The sequence below is a fragment of the Cetobacterium sp. ZOR0034 genome (assembly GCF_000799075.1).
Taxonomy (GTDB): domain Bacteria; phylum Fusobacteriota; class Fusobacteriia; order Fusobacteriales; family Fusobacteriaceae; genus Cetobacterium_A.
The window spans coordinates 1-25,164 of sequence record NZ_JTLI01000024.1 but is presented as its reverse complement, the minus strand read 5'-3'; the positions used below and the strand labels follow the sequence as shown (position 1 = coordinate 25,164).

The 25,164-nt window shown below is 31.1% G+C and carries 18 protein-coding genes and 1 rRNA gene; 7 read left to right on the top strand and 12 right to left on the bottom strand.

Annotated features, from left to right (window positions below):
* The first annotated feature begins 11 nt into the window (after positions 1-11).
* Genes hprK through L992_RS06285 form a run of 4 tightly spaced genes read left to right on the top strand, consistent with a single transcriptional unit; the run spans position 12 to position 4,157 of the window.
* Positions 12-1,940, top strand: coding sequence for an HPr(Ser) kinase/phosphatase (gene hprK / locus L992_RS06300; RefSeq protein WP_047395084.1), 1,929 nt, complete (start codon positions 12-14; stop codon positions 1,938-1,940).
* A gap of 17 nt (positions 1,941-1,957) precedes the next feature.
* Positions 1,958-2,857, top strand: coding sequence for a YitT family protein (locus tag L992_RS06295; protein WP_047383043.1), 900 nt, complete (start codon positions 1,958-1,960; stop codon positions 2,855-2,857).
* Positions 2,857-3,798: a bifunctional oligoribonuclease/PAP phosphatase NrnA gene (locus tag L992_RS06290; protein ID WP_047395081.1), complete on the top strand. Its 942-nt coding sequence runs from the start codon at positions 2,857-2,859 to the stop codon at positions 3,796-3,798. Before L992_RS06295 ends, L992_RS06290 begins: the two co-directional genes overlap by 1 nt.
* Before the next feature lie 38 nt (positions 3,799-3,836).
* Positions 3,837-4,157 carry a cell division protein SepF gene (locus tag L992_RS06285; protein WP_047383047.1) on the top strand — a complete coding sequence of 107 codons (321 nt, stop codon included), beginning with the start codon at positions 3,837-3,839 and terminating at the stop codon, positions 4,155-4,157.
* Between the two features lie 73 nt (positions 4,158-4,230).
* On the opposite strand, the gene rrf is transcribed toward L992_RS06285, so the two are convergent.
* From rrf to L992_RS06225, 12 genes are all read right to left on the bottom strand, one after another.
* A 5S ribosomal RNA gene (gene rrf / locus L992_RS06280) occupies positions 4,231-4,347 on the bottom strand.
* Between the two features lie 78 nt (positions 4,348-4,425).
* Positions 4,426-6,990, bottom strand: coding sequence for an ATP-dependent chaperone ClpB (clpB, locus tag L992_RS06275; RefSeq protein ID WP_047383049.1), 2,565 nt, complete (start codon positions 6,988-6,990; stop codon positions 4,426-4,428).
* A 28-nt stretch (positions 6,991-7,018) separates the two neighbouring features.
* Complete coding sequence (locus tag L992_RS06270) at positions 7,019-7,321, bottom strand: cysteine-rich small domain-containing protein (protein WP_047383051.1); 303 nt, start codon at positions 7,319-7,321, stop codon at positions 7,019-7,021.
* Positions 7,322-7,452: 131 nt separating this feature from the next.
* Positions 7,453-8,361, bottom strand: a complete 909-nt coding sequence (locus L992_RS06265) for a DUF1385 domain-containing protein (protein WP_047383053.1) — start codon at positions 8,359-8,361, stop codon at positions 7,453-7,455.
* Positions 8,362-8,380: 19 nt separating this feature from the next.
* Entirely contained in the window at positions 8,381-9,262 is an 882-nt protein-coding gene (locus L992_RS06260; RefSeq protein WP_047383054.1) for an ABC transporter permease, read from the bottom strand.
* Positions 9,262-10,314: an ABC transporter permease gene (locus L992_RS06255; RefSeq protein WP_047383056.1), complete on the bottom strand. Its 1,053-nt coding sequence runs from the start codon at positions 10,312-10,314 to the stop codon at positions 9,262-9,264. Before L992_RS06255 ends, L992_RS06260 begins: the two co-directional genes overlap by 1 nt.
* Positions 10,307-11,827, bottom strand: a complete 1,521-nt coding sequence (locus tag L992_RS06250; RefSeq protein ID WP_081982730.1) for an ABC transporter ATP-binding protein — start codon at positions 11,825-11,827, stop codon at positions 10,307-10,309. The genes L992_RS06255 and L992_RS06250 overlap by 8 nt, the downstream gene beginning before the upstream one ends.
* Before the next feature lie 91 nt (positions 11,828-11,918).
* Positions 11,919-13,430 (bottom strand): PP2C family protein-serine/threonine phosphatase, encoded by a 1,512-nt coding sequence (locus L992_RS06245; RefSeq protein WP_047383058.1) that lies wholly within the window; start codon positions 13,428-13,430, stop codon positions 11,919-11,921.
* Positions 13,431-14,363 (bottom strand): hypothetical protein, encoded by a 933-nt coding sequence (locus L992_RS06240; protein ID WP_047395078.1) that lies wholly within the window; start codon positions 14,361-14,363, stop codon positions 13,431-13,433.
* Between the two features lie 4 nt (positions 14,364-14,367).
* Positions 14,368-16,137, bottom strand: coding sequence for an excinuclease ABC subunit UvrC (uvrC, locus tag L992_RS06235; RefSeq protein ID WP_047395099.1), 1,770 nt, complete (start codon positions 16,135-16,137; stop codon positions 14,368-14,370).
* Positions 16,138-16,141: 4 nt separating this feature from the next.
* Positions 16,142-17,011 carry an RNase adapter RapZ gene (rapZ, locus tag L992_RS06230; protein WP_047383063.1) on the bottom strand — a complete coding sequence of 290 codons (870 nt, stop codon included), beginning with the start codon at positions 17,009-17,011 and terminating at the stop codon, positions 16,142-16,144.
* 108 nt (positions 17,012-17,119) lie between these two features.
* A complete protein-coding gene (locus tag L992_RS06225) occupies positions 17,120-17,503 on the bottom strand; it encodes a GrdX family protein (RefSeq protein ID WP_047383065.1) in 384 nt (127 codons plus the stop codon).
* 340 nt (positions 17,504-17,843) lie between these two features.
* Here L992_RS06225 and L992_RS06215 point away from each other — a divergent pair, with 340 nt between their 5' ends.
* The 3 genes from L992_RS06215 to L992_RS06205 all read left to right on the top strand — a co-directional run bounded on the left by L992_RS06215 (position 17,844) and on the right by L992_RS06205 (position 25,007).
* Entirely contained in the window at positions 17,844-18,896 is a 1,053-nt protein-coding gene (locus L992_RS06215) for a carbamoyl phosphate synthase small subunit (RefSeq protein WP_047383068.1), read from the top strand.
* A gap of 42 nt (positions 18,897-18,938) precedes the next feature.
* Complete coding sequence (gene carB, locus L992_RS06210; RefSeq protein ID WP_047383070.1) at positions 18,939-22,145, top strand: carbamoyl-phosphate synthase large subunit; 3,207 nt, start codon at positions 18,939-18,941, stop codon at positions 22,143-22,145.
* 255 nt (positions 22,146-22,400) lie between these two features.
* Complete coding sequence (locus tag L992_RS06205; protein ID WP_047395072.1) at positions 22,401-25,007, top strand: cation-translocating P-type ATPase; 2,607 nt, start codon at positions 22,401-22,403, stop codon at positions 25,005-25,007.
* Positions 25,008-25,164: the final 157 nt, after the last annotated feature.

Here is a 25,164-nt window from a genome sequence, read left to right as displayed (position 1 = left end):
GGGAGTTTAAAATGGATAGAATTAAACAAAGAAAGTTTCCAAAAGTTAAAGAATTAGCAGATGTTTTAGGATTAGTTCCTCTTTTAGATGTTGAAATGGAATCAGAAATAAAAACTCAAAGTGTATATAGAGTTGGATATGAATTGAATGGTTTTTTTTCAGAAGGAGAAGAACTTTTAACAAATGTAAATGTTTTAGGAAGAAAAGAGATTAGCTATTTAGAAAGAATGAATTTTGAGAAAAGAAGGGAAATTTTAAATCGCTATATGAGCTACCCATTTCCAGCATTGATTGTGACTTTAGAAAATCATATAGTGAATGAAATTGTAGAAATAGCTAAAAAATATAAAAAACCAGTATTAAAGTCAAATAATAAAACTATCGAGTTTATAAGAAATGCAAAATTTTATTTACAAAAAGTTTTAGCAGAAGAGATTTTAATAGATGAGTATATTCTTTTAGATGTTTATGGTGTTGGACTTTTATTGACAGGATATGAAGATGCAAGACTTGGGGCTACAGTTGAGTTACTTGAGAGAGGTCATAAATTTATAACAGACACAAGATTGAAAATTAGAAATATAGCAAATCGGTTTATACTAGGCTCAAATACAGCAGATAAAGAAAATGGTGATAGTCACTTTTATCTTTTTGGAAAAGATGGAAATGATATAGATGTCACAACACACTTTGGTATAAAAAGCACAAGGAAAGAGAAGAAAATAAATCTTTTGATAGAATTAGAGAAGTGGGATGAAAAAAAATTCTATGATAGATTAGGACTAGATGAATTACATGAAGAGTTCTTAGGTTTTAAAATTCCTAAAGTTACACTTCCGGTAAGAAAAGGAAGAAATTTAGCGATAATAATTGAAACCGCAGCAATAAACTATAGATTGAAAAAAACAGGGGTAAATTCAGCTGAATATTTTTGGAAAGAATCTAAAAAGCTGATAGAGGAAAATAGAGAAAATAAAAAGAGAGGTTTAGTTGTGAATGATAAAACAAGTATGCCAGTAAGATATATAAAATCAAGATTTAGTTTAAATGTTTTAAATGGAGAGGAATATTTAGATACAAAATATATAACAACAACAGGAGTTTACAGACCTTCATTAGCTTTGACAGGTTATTTTGATATGTATGGAGAAGAGGGTTATAAAGGATTACAACTATTTACGGATACCGAATTTAAATATTTAGAAAGTATCTCTGTAGAAGAGAAAGAAAAGAATTTAGAAAGGTATTTAGAAGAGGATTTTCCAGCAATAATAATCTCTGGAGTTAAAAATATACCAAGTTATTTCTTGGATAAAATTATTGAAAAAAATATAATTTTATTAGAAACAAAATTAGACAGACCAAGCCATGTAGTAGCAACCTTTAGTGCATATTTAGAGAACTACTTTGCACCTTCGGCTTCGGTTCACGGGGTGTTTGTTGAACTTTATGGTTTTGGTGTTTTATTGACGGGTAAAAGTGGAATAGGAAAAAGTGAAACAGCATTAGAATTGATTCATAGAGGTCATAGATTAATAGCTGATGATTCTGTTAGATTCGAAAAGGGAGTTATTGGAGATATAACAGGAAGAGCTTCAAAGTTACCTTATTTTATGGAGATTCGTGGCTTAGGTATAATAGATGTCAAAGCTTTATATGGCGTTGGAGCAGTAAGAATAAGTAAAAGATTAGATATAATTATTGAACTGCAAGAGCTAAAAAGTGAAGATTATTTAACAGCTATGGATTATCAAGAATCGACAGAGATACTTTTAGGAAATGAGATTCCTAAAATAAAGTTATATATATCTTCAGGAAGAAACGCTGCAGCTATGGTTGAAATAGCCGTTATGAATTTAATGGCAAAAAGAATGGGATATAATTCTGAAGAAGTTTATCTAAAAGAGTTAAAAAACAAAAACTATAGAGAAAATAATTAATAATCGGGGGATTTAAATTGAAAAGAAAAAAAATTAAAGTTTTAATAGAATATATTTACATTTATATTGGAACTCTGATAGCTTCGATAGGAATAAATGGATTTTTAGTTCCATCAAATTTAGCGCCTGGAGGAGCAACAGGACTTTCAATTTTAATAAATTATGTTACAGGAATTCCCGTTGGGACTTTAATATTCGCAATAAATATACCTCTTTTTTTAATAGGAGTAAAAATATTCGGAAAATCATATGGAGCAAAAACATTGGCGGGAATCTCTTTTATATCTTTAAATGTTGAATTGGTAAAAAAAGTTGTGCCTGAGATAGATAAAATAATAGATTTTACTAATCCGAGTAATATTTTTTTAGGGACTCTTTATGGAGGGCTACTTATGGGTATAGGACTTGGAACAGTTATAAAAAATGGTGGAACGACTGGTGGAAGTGATATAGTATCAGGAATTTTAAATAAGTTTTTTAGAATCCCAATTGGGCAAGCATTAATAATGATTGATTCAACAGTAGTTTTGGTAGCTGCGTATATCTTTGGTGCTGAAAAGGCCCTATATGCTCTTATAAACCTTTATATGACTGGAGTTGTAATAAATAAAATGATAAATGGTTTAGGTGATGCTAAAATGGCATATATTGTAACCTCTGAAGTTGAGAAAGTTAGAAAAATAATAGTTGAAGATTTAGGTAAAACAGGAAATTATTACCAAGCGGAAGCGTTATATTCAAAAAGTAAAAGAGATGTAGTAACAACTGTTTTGAGAAATAGAGAGATTTTCTTATTAAAAGAGTTGATTACAGAAGTCGATAAAGAAGCATTTGTAGTTGTATCAGATGTTCATGAAGTTTTAGGAAGAGGTTATACTTTTGATACAGAAAATACAACTAAGAGAAAGGAAAAATAATGATAGAGATAAAAGAAAAAATAGAACAAAGTAATAGTATAATAATAGCAGGACATGTAAACCCTGATGGAGATACAATTGGAGCAGGATTATCTCTTTTATTAGGATTAGAAAATAAATATCCAAATAAAAGAATTGATTTTGTACTTCAAGACCCAGTACCTAAAAATATCTCTTTTTTAAAAGGAACTGAAAAAATAAAAAAAATAGAAGATATAAACAATCCGAATTATGATTTGGCTATTTTTGTGGATTCTGCAACGATAGAAAGAGTTGGAAAAGTTGAGAGCTTGATAGGAGATACATTTAAAATAAATATTGATCATCACATAAGTAATCCTAAATATGGAGATATAAATTTAGTGAAGGATATATCTTCAACATCTGAAATTATGTTTTCATTGCTAAAAGAGTTAGATTTGGTAGTAACTTTAGAAATGGGAGAGGCGATATATTTAGGTTTAGTAAATGATACAGGAAATTTTGCACATAGTAATGTTACTGATAAAACATTTTTAGTTGCATCAGAGCTAATGAGATTAGGTGTAAATAATAATAAAATAGTAAATGATTTCTTTAAAACAAAATCTTTCCAAAGAATGAAAGTTTTAGGAAAAGCTTTAAGCGAAATGAAATTTATTCAAGATAAAAAACTTATGTATTTTAACTTATCATATGAAGGATTAAAAAGTTTAGGTGCAATTAAAGATGATACTGAAGGAGTTGTAGAAGAGCTTCTTAACTATGGTGACAGTGAAGTTTCTCTATTTTTAAGAGAGGATGAAACTGGAAAAATAAAGGGAAGTATGAGAAGTAAGCACGATATAGATGTGAATAAAATCGCTGGAATTTTTGGTGGAGGCGGACATATAAAAGCTGCTGGATTTACATCAGAACTTTCATCAGAGGAAATTATAAAAAAAGTAGTAGAAAATTTATAAATAGTGTATAATTTTATAAAAAAAGGAGGGGAATAATAATGGCAGATTTTGATATAATTTTTTTAAAACCAACTAGATTCGAAGATTGTTTAAAGTGTGTAGAGCATATAAAGGCAGAGAAAATAGTTCATATAAATTTATGTGATTTAGATTCAGAAAAATCACAAAGAGTTTTAGATTTCATTAGTGGGGCTGTACATATTCAAGAGGGGCAAATTATAAATCCGGGAGATAAAATATACTGCTCAATTCCTAAAAATAAAAGTTATCAAATAGAGTATAAAGAGTTATCTAATAATATAACAAATCCGAGATTCGATGAAGAGGAAGAGATAATTCCAAGATATAATAGAAGGTAAAAAAGGGACCAAAAGGTCCCTTTTCTCATTTTAGATATTTTTAGTTTTTTTTATTAAATCAGCCAATAAAAAAGCTTGGCAACTACCTATCCTTCCAGGGGGCTGCCCCCCAAGTACTTTCGGCGTTTACGGGCTTAACTTCCAGGTTCGAAATGTAACTGGGTGTACCTCCGTAGCTATCGTTACCAAGCTATATAATAATAACATTTTTTTTATAAAAAGTCAACAAAAAAAATGGGTTATAAACCCATTTTTTCGATAGAATTATTTATACAACTTTGAATGTAACTTCATCGTTATCATAACCAACTTCAATAGTTTCTCTTTCTTTAATTTCACCTTTTAAAATTATTTTTGCGATTTCAGTTTCGATATATTTTTGAATATATCTTCTAAGAGGTCTTGCACCAAATTGAGGATCATAAGCTGTTTTAGCTAAAAATTCAGCTGCTGAATCAGTTATACTAAAGTTTATTTTTCGTTCTTTTAATTTATTTTCAAGAGTTTTTAAAAGTTGTCGAACTATATTTTTAATTTCATCGATACCAAGGCCTTTAAATAGAATCGTTTCATCAATTCTATTTAGGAACTCAGGTCTAAAGTTAGCGAGCATCATTTGATTTATTTTTTCTCTAGTATGATTAGTAAGAGTTGGATCTTCTAAAATTAAATGGCTACCGATATTAGATGTCATAATGATTAAAGTATTTTTAAAATCAACAACTCGACCTTGTCCATCAGTTAATCTACCATCATCTAATACTTGAAGTAGAATATTGAATGTATCTGGATGAGCTTTCTCGATTTCATCAAACAATATTACAGAGTAAGGCTTTCTTCTAACAGCTTCAGTTAATTGTCCACCTTCTTCATATCCAACATACCCTGGAGGAGCACCAATCAATCTAGTTACAGAGAATTTGTCCATATATTCACTCATATCAATTCGAAGTACATTCTCCTCATCATCAAACAAGAAGTATGCAAGAGATTTAGCTAGATATGTTTTTCCAACACCAGTAGGCCCTAAAAACACAAATGAACCGATAGGCCTATTAGGGTCTTTCAATCCTGCACGTGCTCTTAGAATTGTCTCAGAAACGGCTTTTACAGCTTCAGATTGTCCAATAACTTTAGCATTTAAATTATCTTCTAAGCTAAGAAGTTTTTCTTTTTCACTTTCCATAAGTTTAGAAAGAGGAATTCCAGTCCATTTTGAAATAATTTCAGATATCTCCTCAACACCAACCTCTTGTTTAACTAATCTATTCACAGGAGCTTCTTCAAGACGCTTTTGTTCTTCAATTAATTCTTTTTCAAGTGTTGCTAATTTTCCATATTTAAGTTCTGCTAATTTATTTAAATCGTATTTTCTTTCAGCTTCAAGAATTTCAAGTTTTACTTTTTCAATTTCAGATTTGATATCTTTAACTTTATTTAAATCTTGTTTTTCATTTTCCCACTGAGTTTTTAAAATTGATTTATTTTGAATTAAATTTGAAAGTTCTTTCTCTAAAATTTCAAGTCTTTCTTTAGAGTAAGGATCTGTTTCTTTTTTCAAAGCTTCTTTTTCAATTTCTAATTGCATAACTTTACGAGTTAGTTGATCTAACTCTTCAGGCATAGAATCCATTTCAGTTCTAATCATTGCAGCAGCCTCATCAATTAAGTCAATTGCCTTATCAGGAAGTTGTCTATCTGGAATATATCTATTGCTAAGTACAGCAGCTTCTACAATGGCTCCGTCAGCAATTCTTATTCCGTGATAAACTTCAAATTTTTCTTTAATTCCCCTTAAGATAGAGATAGTATCTTCAACACTCGGTTCATTAACCATAACGATTTGGAAACGTCTCTCAAGAGCAGGATCTTTTTCAATGTACTTTCTGTACTCATCTAAAGTTGTAGCTCCAATTACTCGAATCTCTCCTCTAGCAAGCATAGGTTTTAATAGATTTCCTGCATCCATTGCTCCATCAGTCTTACCAGCTCCAACAATAGTGTGAATCTCATCAATAAATAGAATAATTTCTCCATTCGAATCCTCAACTTCTTTTAAGACAGCTTTTAAACGTTCTTCGAATTCTCCTCTAAATTTAGCTCCAGCAATTAGAGATCCCATATCTAATGAGAAAACTTTTTTATTTTTTAAAGAATCAGGAACATCTCCATTTAAAATTCTTTGAGCAAATCCTTCTGCAATAGCTGTTTTCCCAACACCAGGTTCACCTATAAGAACTGGATTATTTTTAGTTCTTCTAGAAATAATTTGTATAGTTCTCCTAATTTCACCATCTCTTCCAATAATAGGATCTATCTTTCCTTTTCTAGCGAGTTCAACAAGATCTCTACCATACTTTTCTAAAACTTCATATTTAACTTCAGGATTAGGAGAATCGACCTTTTTATTTCCTCTTATTTCTAAAATAGTGCTTTTGAATAATGAAGCATTAATTCCTAAGTTATTCAGAAAAGAAGTTTTATCTAAAAGAGATAAAAAGATATGTTCAACACTTATGTAAGAATCGCCCATAGATTGCATCAATTTTTGTGCTTCAATAAGAATCTCATTAGTTTTTGTATCCACTCCAATTGAAGATGGAGTTCCTGAAACTTTAGGTAATTTGTTACAAAGTGCTTCTAAGGAGTTTTGTAAAGAGTTAGTATCAAGACCCATTTTAGTTAGAACTCTAACAATAAGTCCCTCTTTATGAGCAACAAGTGCTAAAGCCAAGAGTTCGGGCTTTATACTTTGCTGCATATAAGTTTGAGCAAGAGTTTGAGCATCAGTTAATGCTAACATAGAGTTTTCTGTAAAATTGTTTGGATTCATAAAATCACCTCATAATTATAAATTTTGCTTACTTTAAGCTGATTATTTTATCCTCTTCACCAATATCTTTAAGATGGTTATTTCTAACTATTTCAATAACTTCCATCATTTTTTTTTGAATATGGTCATACCCTACATCTTTTATATGGGGAAGGATACAGTCAGAGCAATCTTTAACTCCTCCTGCAGTATGTTTATACTTACCTCCACACTCATTTCCTAGCATATAAAGTGGGCAATAACAAAATAAACAGTTAAAATTCTCGGTATTCTCCATTTTGTGACATGGAAAAAATTCGCAGTTTTTATTTTGATTAAATTTGTAGTTCATAAGTACCTCCCAGAAAATTTTAAATCTATAATTTAAATATACTACTGTAGGAGGATTAAATCAAGTCAATAAAATAAAAAAATGGTCTAAATTCAAAATTTAGACCATTAAAAATCAAAACATATATTTTATTAATAAACTTCAGTAGCATTTTCAACAGGTTCGTTTAAAACTACTTTTATTGCTACAATAGCAACTTCAAGCTGTTCAAGATCAGGTTCTTTAGTTGTAATCTTTTGAAGAGCCATTCCAGGAGCTGCAATCATTCTGACAAAGGGATTATCAAGATGATTACTAGTATATCTTTGAAGTTCATAAGATATTCCTGCTATCAAAGGCATAAATAAGACTCTTAAAACCACTTTTGTAAGTAATTTTGTTGTAAAACTACTAGGTGGAGGTAGAATAAAATCTAAACCAGTAAAAACTATAATAGCTATAAACATAACTATTAAAAGGAAACTAGTTCCACATCTAGGATGCAAAGTTGTAAACTTTTTAGCATTTTCAGCTGTTAGTTCTAAATGTTGTTCATAAGCATAGATTGATTTATGTTCTGCACCATGATACTGAAAGACTCTTTGAATATCCTTTGAGAATGAAATCAAGAATATATAAAGAACAAAGAATGCAAGCCTTAATCCAGCCTCTAGAAGGTTACTATAAATTTTATTATCTTTAAATAAAAAACTACTTATAATAGAGGGAAGAACAATAAAAAGACCAATTCCCAAAGCTAAAGAAACAATGGTAGTCATTACAGCCTCTTTTTGAGACAGTTGCTCTTCTTCAACCTCAGCTTGATTAGCTGAGAAAGTAAGCTCTTTAACTCCTAAAACTAGAGAATCAAATAGGGTTATTGCACCTCTAAGAAAAGGAATTGTAGAAAGTTTGTTTCTACTTTTTGATATTTTTGTTTTTTTGTAAACGATTTCACCATTGGGTTTTCTAACAGCTGTAGCAAGAAGGTCTGCATTTCTCATCATAACTCCTTCAATAACTGCTTGTCCACCTACGCTCGAAAATTTTTCTTTACTCATTGTCACCATCCGTAATTAATTAGATTGTATTTTTATCATAAGGTTTTCCAGCAGCACTAGGTGCAACTGCTTTACCAACAACTCCAGCTAGAGCTAGAAGTGTTAATAAGTAAGGTATCATTTGGATAAATTGAGGTGGAATAAATGTAACATATTGTTGAATTACTGTTTGTGCAGCATCAGCAAATCCAAATAATAAACTTGCAAATAAAACTCCTTTTGGTTTCCACTTACCAAAAACAAGTGCGGCTAACGCAATGAATCCTCTTCCGGCAGACATCTCTTTAGAGAATTGGCTAAGAGCTCCAATTGCTAAGTATGTTCCACCAAGTCCAGCAAAGACTCCAGACATAACAACACCAAAATATCTAATTTTAGCAACGCTTATACCAACAGTATCAGCAGCTAAAGGATATTCTCCTACAGCTCTCATTCTAAGACCAGTAACCGTCTTGTAAAGGAAATAACCAGACCAAATAGCTAAACCATATATGATATAAATTAATATAGAGAAGTTAAATAGTAATGGTATTCTAGTTGCAGAAGGACTATTTGATGCTTGTTCAAATAGAACTCTTAACATGAAGATTGTAAATCCAGATGCGAAAAGATTTATCGCAACTCCAGAAACAGTTTGATTTCCTCTATACTTGATACTGATTATAGCATGAATTAGAGCAATCAGTCCACCAGATATAGCACCAGCTAAAATTCCAAGAACCCAGCTTCCAGTGTAGTAAGAAACAACAGCTGAAGAGAATGCTCCAATAAGCATCATTCCTTCAAGACCTATATTAACAACTCCACAAACTTCTGAGAACATTCCACCAATTGCTGTAATAAGAATTGGAGCAGCCTGTCTGATTGTGGCTAAAATTAAACTTAAAATGATACTTACCATTACTCAGCTCCTCCTTTTGAACCTTTTTTCTCTAACCAAGATCTAATCATATTTTCAGCAGCAATTAATAAGATAATAATAGCTTGAATCATAATAACCATTTGACTAGGAATAGTTGTATTAAATTGCATAGCTCTTCCACCCACTCTAAGAGCAGCAAATAAAATTGCAGCCAGTAAAGCTCCGATAGGAGTATTTTTTCCAAGAAGAGCAACAGCAATTCCATCAAATCCGTAAGTAGCAGTTAGACCAGTTTTATAAGCGTATTGTCCAACTCCACCTAAAACTCTTTCAACTCCACCAAGTCCAGCTAAGAAACCAGAAATTCCTAAAGTTAAAAGAATAATTTTTTTTACGTTGATACCATTATTTTCAGCAGCAGTAGGATTGAAACCAACAGCTTTAATATGATAACCTAAAACTGTTTTTTCAAGTACAAACCAAACTACAAAAACAGCAACTAAAGCAATAATAAATCCATAGTTTAAAGGAACTCTAACATCTAATAATTTTCCTAATCTAGCAGATTCAATAACCGCAGGAGTTTGTGGATTGAATCCAGGAGCTTTAAGCGGATAATTTAAACAATATTGTTCAAAACTAACTGCGATATAGTTAAGCATTATAGTAGATATAACCTCATGAACTCCAAGTTTAGCTTTTAACCAACCAGCAACTGCAGCCCATAGGAAACCAGCTAATCCTCCAATAATTAATATAACAAACACATTACTGATAAATACATTAGCAACAAATCCTCCAACTGCAGCAGCAGCAAGTCCAGCCATAGTCATTTGTCCTTGAGCACCAATGTTAAACATACCACCCTTAAATGCAACTAAAACAGATAATCCTGTAAATATAAGAGGAGTTGCTTCTAAAAGTGTTCTAGCTATAGGAGTAAGACCATCAAAAGCTCCAGTAAATAAATAGTAGTATGCTTTTGTAGGACTTTCACCCATGTATAAAATTATACCTGCTCCAATTAGTAGTGCTAATATTACAGCTACAATAGGAACAAGGGCATTTAATATATTTTTGTTTTTAATCAAGTTTACCACCCGCCATAAGTATTCCAATTTTTTCTTCATTTGCTTCTTCTCTAGAAAGAATTCCAGTTATTTTACCCGCACACATAACTGCAATTTTATCTGAAAGATTTAAAATCTCAGATAGTTCTGATGAAACAACCATAACAGCTTTTCCTTTTTCTTTTTCATTAAGGATAAGTTTATGTATTGATTCAATAGCTCCGATATCAACTCCTCTAGTAGGTTGACCAGCTATAATAAGATTGTTGTTTTTCTTTTCTAACTCTCTAGCAACGATAATCTTTTGTTGATTTCCTCCAGATAGTCTACCAAAAGCAGTATCGACACTTCTAGGTCTAACATCATACTTTTCCATAAACATTTCAGCATCTTTTCTTAATTTGAAGAAATTAAGAAGACCAAATTTTGAATACTCATCTCTTTCAAGACCAAGAGCGAAGTTTTCCATAACACTAAATTGTGAAATAGCAGCTCTTTTATGTCTATCTTCAGGAATATGAGCCAATCCAAGTAAAGATATTTTTCTAGGAGTTTTTCTTTTTAAAATAACATTGTCAAGAATCATTTCACCTGAACAAGTTTCTCTCAATCCAGTTAAAGCTTCAACAAGTTCAGTTTGCCCACTTCCTTCAACACCGGCAATACCAAGTACTTCACCTTTTCTGATTTGGAATGAAGCATTTTCAACTTTCATAACTCCAAGATGATCTTTAACGCTAACATTCTTTACAGATAAAACAGTTTCCCCAATCTCAACTTCAGGTCTCTCTGTTGTGAATAGTACAGCTCTTCCAACCATTGCGTTAGCAATTTTTTCCTTTGTGGCATCCACAGTAGCAAAATTAGCAATATCTGCTCCTCTTCTAATAACTGTTATGTTATTAGAGATATCAAGAACCTCTTGTAGTTTATGAGAGATAAAGATAATAGTTTTTCCTTCGGCAATTAAGTTGTCCATGATTTTGTAAAGCTCTTTAATCTCTTGTGGAGTTAAAACAGCTGTAGGTTCATCGAAAACTAAAAGGTTTGCACCTTTGAAAAGAATCTTTAAAATTTCTACTCTTTGTTGCATTCCGATAGAAAGATCAGATACTAAAGCATCTGGATCTATAGCTAATCCATATTTTTTTGAAACCTCGATAACATCTTGTCTAGCTTTGTTAATATCTAAAGATAGACCTTTTTTAGGCTCAACACCTAAAATCATATTTTCAGCAACAGTTAAAGTTGGAACAAGCATAAAATGTTGATAAACCATTCCAATTCCTAACTCAGCAGCTTTACTAGGTGAATCTATTTGTACTTCCTTCCCGTGGTAAAATATTTTACCAGAAGTTGGAGTATAAAGACCATTTAACATTTTCATAAGTGTTGACTTACCTGCTCCATTTTCACCAACAATAGCGTGTTTTTCACCTTTTAAGATTTTTAAAGTGATATCGTCATTTGCGATAACTTTTCCATCTAAGAAAGTTTTTCTGATGTGTTGCATTTCTAAGATATAATTATTCACTTAGAATCCTCCCTAAATTTATTTCAATATTACGTTGTAAAAAATAACCTTTTAAAATTATATTATGTTATATAAAAGTAGTCAACTTTTTTTATTCCTCTCTTTTAATTACAACGAATGTGATATCATCATTTTGTTCACAACCATTCTGGAAGTTGTTAACTTCAGATAGTAACTTCTGTTTTATTTCTTTAGCTGAAAGAGATGAACTTTGAAGTAAGACATCTTTTAATCTATCTATTCCAAATAGCTCTTTATTAGTGTTTTCTGCTTCACTAATTCCATCTGTATAATAGATAACAATATCGCCAATATTTAATTTTATTTCTCCTTGTTTATAGTTGTAATCATCTAAAAATCCTATAGCAACACCTTTAACAGAATGAGTTTCAATAAGACCAGTAGTACTGTTGTAAACAACAAGCGGATTGTGTCCAGCGTTTGAATAAGTTAAGATTTTGCTATCGTAATCGTATTTGCTATGCATCATAGTTATAAACATATCTTCAGTTATATCAGGATAGATAAGTTTATTGAGTTTTTTAACATTACAGCAAGGTTCCTCACCTTGAAGTTCAAGTGTTTTTAATACTGAACGACCTAGTGCCATAAGGAAAGCAGCAGGAACTCCTTTTCCACTTACATCAGCAATAGTAATACTAAAAGTTTTTTCATTTAGAAGAGAGTAATCATAGTAATCTCCTCCAATCTCTTTAGCAGGTTCAAAGAAAGTAGCTACATCTAATCCTAAAACATTTTTAATCTTTTTAGGGATTATTCTTTTTTGAATTCTAGAAGCAACTTCAAGTTCTTGTGACATTCTTTCCTTAACAACTAAATCAGAGTATATTTGAGCATTATTTATTGCAATCGCAACTTGTATAGTTAGTGCAGAGATTGTCTCTTCGTCGCTTTTTATAAGTTTAGATTTGTCCTCTATTATAAAGATAACTCCAAGCTCTTTTCCTTTTACAGTAAGAGGTGATGCAATTATTTTTTCATCTGGTGTAATAGAGAAACCTTTTAAAATCTCGTTATAAACTTTTTTATAGTCTTTACGAGTAAATTGAGATAAAACCTCTTCAGGATAACTCAGTTCTCCTTTGAAGTGAATATCACCTTTAATTCTTTTGTTTAAAAGACGTCCTCCTTCCCATAAGTAAAGGGAGATTCTTTTAGCTCCTGTTAGAACAAAATAAGCGTCAAGAATAGTAGAGATTATTTTATCTAACTCCATTATAGACAAAACTGTTCTTGATAATGAATTGATATTTGATAAACTAGCAACTCTTTGCTCTAGAACTTGATTACTGTATTCAAGTTGTTTTGATTTTGTAAGTAAAGATTCATAAGTAACTTCAAGTTCCTTCTTATATTCCCGTAACTCTTCGATAGAATTATCAAGCTCTAAGTCTTGTTTTGTAATAGCTGTAGTAGCTCTTTCGTAGTCATTTTTTAAATCTTCAGATATATCAGTAAGGAACTCTTTACTTATAAAACTTTTTAAAATTTTACTTGTTTCTTCAAAGTTTTTCTTTTCAATTTTCTTCAAGATTAAAAAGAAAATAAAAAATAGAATAATAAAAGAGAAGTAGATAATCAATTACTTAGCCTCCCATGTAGAGAATCTATTTTCAAGAGATTCTGTAGTATCATTTTTCGTCCAATCTTTTCTCTTCCAAGATAAAAGGTTAGAAACTGAGTTTGAGTCATTAGTAAGATTTTTTAACTCATCGAAAGATTTCACTAGTACCAAATTAGAGGTAAGTTCATAGTCATCAGTTGATAAATATTTATGGCTATTTCCTAAGAATAAAACCAATGAGTTAGGAAAAACTTTAAATCCAGAATTAACATCAGAATTTTTAAAGATAATACTTTTGTCTTCTAAAGAGTTAATATCTTGATTTGCATTTTTTATATAGACAGCTTTTTTATCATTTTCTGTCCAATCAGAATAAACAAAGTTTTTCTTAATTGAGTTGATGTTATCAACAATTGATTTTCTGCTCAATAAAATATCTTCCATTAATAAACTTTTATCAAGTTCTGTATAAAGGTAAGACGAGTTGTAAAGTGATTCATTATCTGTTAGTTTTAGTAATAAAAAATATTGTCTATTTAATAATTTTTGTGTTATACCAGCATTTTCAGGAACTTCAATACTAAAATCATTTAAAAAAGCTTTTTCCTCTGTACTCAAATCTTCTACAATTTTCATTCCAATAATCTCTTTGTCAAACCAACCAGTCTCTATAAGAGAACTAAAGTCTGTATCCATCTCTTTTGTAATAAGTAGATTAAGGTTATTTTTTTGAACGCTGTTAAGATTAGTTAAACTATTATTTAGGTTTTTTAAGAAATCAATTTTACCGTTATAATTATTTGGATATTCTAAAGAGATTAAATTAAAATTGTATTTCCCTCTAGAAATAGAGTTGTTGAATGTGATGTGTTGGCTTTGATCTTTTCTAGCAGAAAATTGTGAACAACCAACAAGTGTAATTAAAGAAAAAAGCAAAAGAATTTTTTTCATAATGTTAAATCATCTCCTTTATTTTTAAGGCTAGCTGTTTAGGAATAACTTTTTCTAATTCCTCTAAAGTTGCATTTTGAATTTGTTTTACCGAACCAAAAGTTTTTAAAAGAATCTCTTTTCTTTTTGGTCCAATACCAGGGATGTTATCTAACTGACTAGATATTACCCTTTTATTTCGTAGTAATCGATGATAAGTAACTCCAAATCTATGAGCTTCATCCCTGACTCTTTGTAGAATTTTTAAAGCTTCATCACTTTTCAAAAATATATATGGAGTATTTTCTGTATATTTATAAATTTCCTCTTCTTTTTTGGCAATACTTAAAAGTTCAGAAATTCCTCCTTTTCCGATATCTTCAAGAATTTGTCCGACAGCATTAATCTGGCCAAGACCACCATCTATTAAAATAGCATCTGGAAATTCTTCGACAGGTAATTTAGAGTAACGCCTTTCAATAACCTCTCTCATCATAGCGAAATCATCGGGGGTATCTTTAGTTGTAATTTTAAATTTTCGATAAAGTTTTTTTGCTTTTTTTCCTTCGACACTGACACTCATAGAAGCAACGGCATCTTTACCTTGGATATTTGATATATCAAAACATTCTATTTTAAATGGGAATCGTTTGAGATTAAGTTTCGTATATAAATCACTCAATCCTTTTTCAACAATAGTTTTTTTATTGTAAAAATTCTCGATATCTTTTTTTAGATTTAAAATCCCCATTTCTAAGAGTTCTCTTCTACGAGACTTTATTTTAGGGAAAAATAGAGATACTTTATGTTTAGAAATAGCTTCAAAGATAAAAGTTATATCTTTTTCAAGGTTAGCCATAGAATCTTCGAAAATTATATTTTTGGGAATAGGATACTTAGAGTAATAACTCATAATAGTATCTTCAATAATATCATCAAAAATAGTATTTTCTAAATTTATAGAGTGAAAGTTTTTTCCTAAGATTTTTCCTTCTCTAACGTTTAAAACACAAAGAAAAACTTTATTGTCTTCTAGAATAAGTGTAAAGATGTCCTCATCAATAGATGAAGCAGCCTCTGTTACTTGTTTTTGTATGTTGTTTTCAATCTCTTTTTTTTGTTCTCTGAACATAATAGCTTTTTCAAATTCCATATTTTCAGCAGCAGAGGTCATATTTTTTTCTAATTTTTGAATTATTGATGTTGTGTTTCCTTTTAAAATTTCCTTCGCATCAGAAATATTTTCGCTATATTCATTTAAAATATTTTTATATTTACAAGGTCCGCTACAAAGGTTCATATAAAATTTAAGACAGGGTCTAGGATATATTTTTTCCATATCTCTATTGCAATCTCTAATTTTATAAAGTTTGGAAATAGTAGATTTTAAATTCCAAGCTCCAAAGGGAAATGGTCCAAAATAATCACCTAGATTTTGATTTAATTTTTTAGTAGTTCTAATGATTGAAATCTTAGGGAATCGTTCATCAGTAATTAAAATATAGGGATAAGTTTTTTCATCTTTTAAATTTATATTATATTTCGGAGAATATTTTTTTATCAAATTATTTTCTAAAATTAAAGCATCGATTTCAGAGTTACAAATAATAAAATCGATATCGTCGATATTTTTAACAAGCTCTTTAGTTTTTTCATCAGAGTGCTCTCTATTGAAGTAAGAATTAACTCTTTTTGAAAGATTTTTAGCTTTTCCGACATATATAATTTTAGAGTTGTTTTTCATTAAGTATACTCCAGGATTGCTAGGAATCTCTTTATTAAAAACAGTAATCATAAGCTTACCAATTTCCTCTCTCTTTCTCTCTATGTATAGAGTAAATATTGATATCATCTAAACTGTTTAAATCTTTTTGAAGCCTTCTAACAAAAGAGACAGAACGATGTTTTCCACCGCTGCATCCAATGCCTATGGTAAGATGCCTTTTCTCATCTTTGATATATCCGGGGATAAGGAAAGTTATTAAATCTAAAATTTTAGAGTATAAAGCTTGTGCGGATTCAAAGCTCATAACGTAATCATAGACATCATCGTTAAATCCTGTTTTTTCTCGTAAATTTTCTAGATAATACGGATTAGGCAAAGTTCTTACATCAAAAATCATATCTGCATCGATAGGGACACCATGTTTAAATCCGAATGACTGAAGATGTATATTTAATAAAATATTTTTAGAGAAAGAAGCTACAGCCATCTCTATTTTTCTAGATAACTCCTTAGCGGTTAAAAAGCTCGTATCGACAATCATATTGGCTTTATCTTTGATATCTTCCATAAGATATATTTCATCTTCAATACTTTGTAGTAGAGTATCCTTAGTCAAGGGGTGTTTCCTTCTTGTAAGATTGTATCTGTTCAATATAGATTGAGTTGAAGCTTCTAGAAATATTATTTTATAGTCAATTTCAAGATTATCAATCTCATTAAAAAAAGTATCAAAATCGTTTGCGTCAATTATTGTTCTGATATCAAGACCCAGGGCTATTCTTTTAACGCTACTATCTTTACTAGAAGTTTGTAGGTCTTTTAAAATCAATCCGGCAAATCTGAAAGGGATATTGTCCATTGTGAAAAATCCTAGATCCTCTAAAGTTTTTAAACCTGTTGACTTTCCAGAGCCACTAAGTCCAGTTAAAATAATCAACTCCATTATAATTCCTCCAAATATAGTTTACTTTATTATACAATAATCTAAATTAAAATTATATAAAAAAATAAAAAAAGGATAGGTAAATGACCTATCCAAAAATAAGTGAAATTAAAGTAAATTTATTTTAGAGATGCTATCTCTGATTAGGTTCAAATCAACAAACCTAAATTCTTCTAAAGATATGTCTGACTGCTCTTCTTTAGGAGTGAAACTAACTTTTTTAACAATATCTAAAACTCCAAGAATAATTTTAATAGAGTGAGAGTTATCTTCAATTTGTTTATTTGTTATTAGTATTGATTTAAAAGGATTATCTTGATTTTCTAAATTATATAGGATAGGATCACTTAGAAGCCTATGACCTTCAAGACATTTTTGTTCTATGTAATTCAATACTTGGTTGATATTGTGGTTCTCTAAGTAAATTACATTATCTGTTTCTTTGAAGAAATTAAAAACTTTATTGTTATTTGTAATGATTTTATAATCCATAAAAAACCTCCTGCTTTTTTGAATAGAATTTTCAGTAGTAATATTACAACGTAAACGGTAATATATCAAGAGTAAAAAAATAAAAATTGACAAGTTTTTAATTTTAGTATATACTTTTTCTCAGAGCAAAAAAAAGGAGGGTGAAATATGGTTTACAAAAATGACACAAGAGTTAGACAGAAACAGAAAAACTATTTGTTATTTTTAGATTTATTTATTTCATTTTCTAATGATTTATTTATATTTTTTAATTTTTTAGTTTTTAATTTTAATATTAATATAGACAAGGAATATGATTTTCATATTCCTTTTTTTATGCAAAAAATTTAGGAGGTAAAAAATGAAGGGGAAGTTAATTCTTGAAAACGGAATGAGTTTCGATGGAAAAATTTTTGGAGAGCTAGGTGAAAGTGTAGGAGAACTTGTTTTTAACACGGGAATGACAGGTTACCAAGAATTACTAACAGATCCATCATACTATGGACAGATTGTTGTTATGACTTATCCGATGGTAGGAAACTACGGAATTAATTTAGAGGATATGGAATCAAACGGAATCAAATTAAAGGGGTTTATCATCAAAGAGGATGCAAAACTTCCAAATAACTTCAGATGTGAGATGACTTTAGATGGTTTCCTAAGACAATATAAAGTTGTTGGATTTAAAGGAGTAGATACAAGACATCTTACTAAAATCATAAGAGAAGAGGGAGCTATGAAGGCTCTAATAACATCAAAGGATTTAACTCAAAAAGAGATTGATGAGCATTTTGCTAAGTTTAGTAATAAAGATGCAGTAGAGCAAGTTAGTACTAAAGAGAAGTATGAGATTCCGGGACCAGGAAAAAGAATTGGGGTAATTGATTTTGGAGTTAAAAAGAATATACTTAGATCTTTCGAGGCAAGAGGAGTTCACCAAATCGTTTTCCCTTGGAATGTGACAGCTGAAGAGCTATTATCTCATGATTTAGACGCAGTGTTCTTATCGAATGGACCAGGGGATCCTGCAGAATTAACTGGTGTTATTAATGAAATCAAAAAATTAGTAGGGAAATTACCAATTGTTGGAATATGTTTAGGACATCAACTGTTAGCTTGGGCTTTAGGTGGGACTACAAAAAAATTAAAATATGGACATAGAGGATGTAATCATCCAGTAAAAGACTTAGAGAAGAATAGAATATTTATAACTTCTCAAAATCACGGATATGTTGTAGATAAAGTTCCTGATTCAATGAAAGTTACACATATAAACTTAAATGATAACTCAATTGAAGGAATGAGAAGTGAAGAACACAGAATACTGTGTGTTCAATATCATCCAGAGGCATGGCCAGGACCAGCTGATTCAGAATATTTATTTGATGATTTCTTAGCAGTAATAGAGGGATAAAATTTTAAGATTTTTAGTAGAGTTTTCAGGAGGCGTATATAAATGTTAGATAAATCGATAAAAAAGACACTAGTAATAGGATCAGGACCAATCATAATAGGACAAGCAGCAGAGTTTGACTATTCGGGAACACAAGCGTGTGAAACATTGAAAAAAGAGGGAATTGAAGTTGTACTAATAAACTCAAACCCAGCGACAATAATGACTGATAAAGCTGTTGCAGACAGAATATATATAGAGCCAATTACAGCAGAGTTTGTTGAGAAGGTAATCGCTAAAGAGAGACCGGACTCAATATTAGCTGGAATGGGGGGACAAACAGCGTTAAATATGGCTGTTGAATTAAACGATAAAGGAATCCTTGAAAAATATGGAGTGAGAGTTATCGGAACAACTGTTGAATCTATAAAAAGAGGAGAAGACAGAGAGTTATTTAGAGAAGCTATGGACAAAATTGGAGAACCAACTATTGAAAGTAGAATAGTTGAAGATCTAGAGACAGGATTTAGAGTAGCTAGAGAGATTGGATATCCAGTTGTTGTAAGACCAGCTTATACTCTTGGAGGAACGGGAGGGGGAATTGCAGATAATCCTCAAGAGTTAGAAGATATTCTATTAAAAGGATTAAAACTGTCAAGAGTTGGACAAGTTTTAATTGAAAAATCAATCTTAGGTTGGAAAGAGGTTGAGTACGAAGTAATTAGAGATAAGGATGGAAACTGTATTACAGTTTGTAATATGGAAAATATAGATCCAGTTGGAATACATACTGGAGATTCTATAGTTGTGGCACCATCACAAACTCTATCAGATAGAGAGTATCAAATGCTAAGAACTTCAGCATTAAAGATAATAAACGAAATTGGAGTTGTAGGAGGATGTAATGTACAGTTTGCTCTACACCCAAAATCATTCGAATATGCAATTATAGAGATCAACCCAAGAGTTTCAAGATCATCAGCACTAGCTTCAAAAGCTACAGGTTATCCAATAGCTAGAGTTGCTACAAGATTATCTTTAGGATATACGTTAGATGAAGTTGTAAATGAAGTTACTGGAAAAACATTCGCATGTTTCGAACCAGCATTAGACTATATTGTTGTGAAGATTCCAAAGTGGCCATTTGATAAATTTAAGAAGGCTAATAAGAGATTGGGAACAAAAATGATGGCAACTGGTGAGGTTATGGCTATCGGAAATAACTTTGAAGCAGCTTTCCTAAAGGGATTAAGATCTCTAGAGATTGGAAGATATAACTTAGAGCATCCAGTTGTTGAAAAGATGTCTATGGAGGAATTAAAAGAGGTTGTTGTAAGACCAGATGATGAAAGAATATTCGTTGTTGCAGAGATGTTAAGAAGAGGATATGTAAAAGAGAAATTACAAAAACTAACTGGAATTGATAAATTCTTTATGGAAAAGTTAGAGTGGCTTGTAAGACAAGAAGAGTTAATGAAAAAGATGGAACTTAAAGATTTAGATGAAAAGTTCTTGAAAAATGCAAAGAAAAAAGGATTCTCAGATAAAGGAATAGCTCAACTACTAAATGTGACTGAGCAGGATATAGCTAGAAAGAGAAGAGATTATGGAATAAAACCAGTGTATAAAATGGTTGATACGTGTGCTGGAGAGTTCGCAGCAGATTCATCATACTTCTACTCAACTTATGATCAATTTGATGAAGTTGATGTAACTGATAACAAGAAAGTAATAGTTATTGGATCGGGACCGATTAGAATAGGACAAGGAATTGAATTTGACTACTGTACAGTTCATTCGATAAAAACTTTAAGAAATATGGGAATTGAAAGTATCATTATAAATAATAACCCTGAAACAGTTTCAACAGACTTCTCAACAGCAGATAGATTATACTTTGAGCCATTAGTAACGGAAGATGTTATGAATATAATCGATAAAGAGAAACCTGCAGGAGTAATTATTCAATTCGGAGGACAAACAGCAATAAAATTAGCGAATGACCTTAGAGATAGAGGAGTTACAATTTTAGGAACTTCAGCTGAGATGGTAGATGCAGCAGAGGATAGAGAAAAGTTTGAAGATATAATGGAGAAGTTAGATATAAAGAGACCTAAAGGAAGAGCTGTATGGGAAGTAGAAGCAGGAAAGAAGATAGCTGCAGAAGTTCAATACCCAGTTTTAGTAAGACCATCTTACGTTTTAGGTGGACAAGGGATGGAAATTTGTCATGATGAATACAACCTTGTTAACTATTTAAAAGCTTCATTTGAAAGAGATCCTGAAAATCCAGTGCTGATAGATAAATATTTAAATGGAATCGAAGTAGAAGTAGATGCTATCTGTGATGGAGACGACATTTTAATACCAGGGGTTATGGAACATTTAGAGAGAGCTGGGATTCACTCTGGAGACTCAATAACAATATATCCTCCACAAAATTTATATGAGGGAACAGAGCAAAAAATTGAGGAGATTACTAGAAAAATAGCTAAAGAGCTAAAAATTAAAGGTATGATGAATATTCAGTTTATAGCTTATGAAAATGAGTTGTATGTGATAGAGGTTAACCCAAGATCTTCAAGAACAGTTCCTTATATAGCAAAAATATCAGGTGTACCTGTAATTGATATAGCAACAAAAGTAATTATGGGAGAAAAGTTGAAGAATTTAAGTTTTGGAACTGGAATCTATAAAAAACCATCAGTTGTTGCAGTTAAAGTACCTGTGTTCTCGACAGAAAAATTATCAGGAGTAGAAGTTTCGTTAGGACCAGAGATGAAGTCTACAGGAGAGGTTTTAGGAGTTGGACATACAGCGGATGAAGCAATCTTTAAAGGTCTTTTAGGAGGAGGAAGAGTTCAAAACGTAAGAAATAGAAAAGTTCTTCTAACAATAAGAGATAAGGATAAAGATGAATTCTTACCGGTTGCAAAATCATTAAAAGATTTAGGATGTCAATTGTTTGCAACGGAAGGAACTCAAAAATATCTTGCTGAAAATGGAATTGAAGCAACAGCAGTAAGAAAAATAAATGAAGAGTCTCCTAATATCTTAGATTTACTAAAAAATAGAGAAGTAGATTTATTAATCAATACACCAACGAAAGCAAACGACGCTCAAAGAGATGGATTCAAAATAAGAAGAACAGCGATTGAATATGGTGTAGAGGTGCTAACTTCAATAGATACATTAAATGCGATAATAAAAGTTCAAGAGTTAAATGTAGATAAGATGGATTTAGATATATTTGATATCGCTCAAATATAAATCTGTTGACAAAACTTTTGAAAAAGTATACACTTGAGAAAAGAATAATTTAAAAATATACTCAAAGGGAGTAGTCAAAAGTATAATATCAACATCTCGATTGCAAAAATCTGGTATTATACACCTAAAAATGGTGACAAGACTTTTAGTGTAGGTTTTAACCTACACTGAAAGTCTTTTTTTTATTTTTAAAATGAAAATAGAATCGTAGTTAGTAAAATAATTTAAAATATAAGAGTTTGAAGGAGGGTTTTTATGAGAGAGTTTTATTCTAAAAGTAAAGATGAGATAATGGGATATTTTGATACATCTGAGCAAGGATTGAAAGTCAAAGATTTAGAAAAATTAAGAGAGGAATATGGAAGTAACGAATTAAACAGTAAAGAGAAAAAAGGTGCGTTTATAGTTTTTTTAGAGCAATTTAAAGATTTTTTAGTCATTATTCTTTTAGTAGCAGCGGCAATATCTTTTATTTCAGGAAATAAAGAGAGTACGATAGTTATTTTAGCGGTTATAACAATGAATGCGATTTTGGGAACAGTTCAGCATATGAAAGCTGAAAAATCATTAGAAAGTTTAAAAAAGATGTCCTCTCCAAAAGCGAAGGTTATAAGAGATGGACAAAAGCAAGAGATTGATTCAAGCGAGTTGTTACCTGGTGATATTGTTCTTATAGAAGCCGGAGATGTTGTTCCAAGTGATGCTAGGATATTAGAATCATATTCGCTTATGGTAAATGAGAGCTCTTTAACTGGGGAATCTGAAAGTGTTGAGAAGATATCTGAAGTATTAGATGAGGGAAATCTAACTGTAGGTGATCAAAAAAATATGGTTTTTTCAGGAAGTTTAGTAACTTATGGTAGAGCGAAGTTAGTGGTAACATCGATAGGAATGAAAACTGAACTGGGAAAAATTGCGGCTTTGCTAGATGAGACAGAGGATGCAACGACACCGTTACAGAAATCTTTAGAAAAATTTGGTCACAAACTATCAATAGCCATAATAGTACTTTGCATTGTTGTATTTTTTATGAGTATTGCAAGGGGTATAAATATACTTGACTCGTTGATGTTTGCAGTAGCACTAGCAGTAGCAGCCATTCCTGAAGCTCTTGGTTCGATTGTAACGATAGTTTTAGCGATAGGAACTCAAAAGATGGCAAAAGAGAATGCAATTATAAAAAAATTACATTCAGTTGAATCTTTAGGGTGTGTTTCTGTAATCTGCTCTGATAAAACAGGGACTCTTACTCAAAATAAAATGACTGTAAAAAACTTATTTGTAGATGGAAAAGTGGTGGATGCGGAGAGTATAAAGATAGATTCTAAGATTGAAATGGGATTATTAAGAGCGGCCATACTTTGTAGTGATGCTGTAAATGTAAATGGTCAAGAGATTGGGGACCCAACGGAGATTGCGCTTGTTAATATAGGGCATAAATATAATATGATAGAAACAGAGGTTAGAAAAGAGTATTTAAGATTGAAAGAGTTGCCGTTTGATTCTGATAGAAAAATGATGAGTACTTTAAATAGAATAGAGGAGAGAGATTATCTAATAACAAAAGGAGCTCCAGATATTATAATTGATAAAGCTAAGTATATATTGAGAGAAGATGGTGAGATAGAATTAGTAGAAACAAAAGATATAGAGGGTATAAAAAGAGCAAATGTAAAATTTGCTGAATCAGGACTTAGAGTTTTAGCTTTTGGAATGAAAGAGATTGGTGTCGATCGTGAATTAGAATTTGAAGATGAAAATGAGTTTATCTTTATCGGTTTGATAAGTATGATTGATCCACCAAGAGAAGAATCTAAAGTTGCTGTTCAAAATTGTATTAGAGCAGGAATAAAACCTGTTATGATAACAGGTGATTATAAAGTTACAGCTAAAGCGATAGCAAAAGAGATTGGTATTTATAAAGATGGAGATGAAACTTTAAATGGAGCAGAAGTTGAACAAATGACAGATGAAGAGTTATTGCAACATGTTGAAAGAATATCTGTATATGCAAGAGTATCACCGGAACATAAGATAAGAATAGTCTCAGCTTGGCAGAAGTTAGGGAAAATTTGTGCTATGACAGGAGATGGTGTAAATGATGCGCCGGCTTTAAAAAAGGCAGATGTAGGAATAGCAATGGGAATAACAGGAACAGAGGTTTCTAAAGATGCTGCTTCGATGATATTAACTGATGATAATTTTTCAACTATAGTGAAGTCGGTTGTAACTGGAAGAAATCTTTATGCAAATATAAAAAACTCAATAAGATTTTTATTGTCTGGGAATACAGCTGGAATATTGGCGGTATTTTATGCTTCGTTAATGGGATTGCCAGTAATATTTGCTCCGGTACATCTTTTATTTATAAATCTTTTAACTGATAGTTTACCTGCGATAGCAATCGGTATGGAGCCATCACAGGGAAATGTTTTGGATGAAAAACCAAGAGAAGCGGGAGCTCCGTTGTTAGATAAACAATTATCAAGTAGAATTTTGATGGAGGGAGCATTAATTGCAATTGTAACAATGATTGCTTTTTATTTAGGGTTTGTTAAAGGGGATGCTGGATTGGGAAGTACAATGGCATTTTCAACATTGTGTTTGGGTAGATTGTTCCATGGATTTAATTGTAGAGGAAATGGAACGATTCTTAGACTGGGTTTAACAAAGAATATGTTTAGTGTATATGCGTTTTTATTAGGAACAGCTTTCTTATACAGTGTATTGATTATTCCAGCTTTCCACGATATGTTTGCAGTATCAGATTTAACTCTTATGAATTTCTTGGAAATGACAGTATTGGCGTTTGTTCCAACGTTAATAATACAAATTTTGAAATTTATTAAATATGATAGATAAAAAAAGTCACCTTTAGGGTGACCTTTTTTTTAAAAGGATATTATAAATAAAAAAAACACTCATTAAGAGTGTTTAAGTTTCTAAATGGTGCCTAGAAAAGGATTCGAACCTTCGACCGCCCGGGTATGAACCGGGTGCTCTAGCCAACTGAGCTATC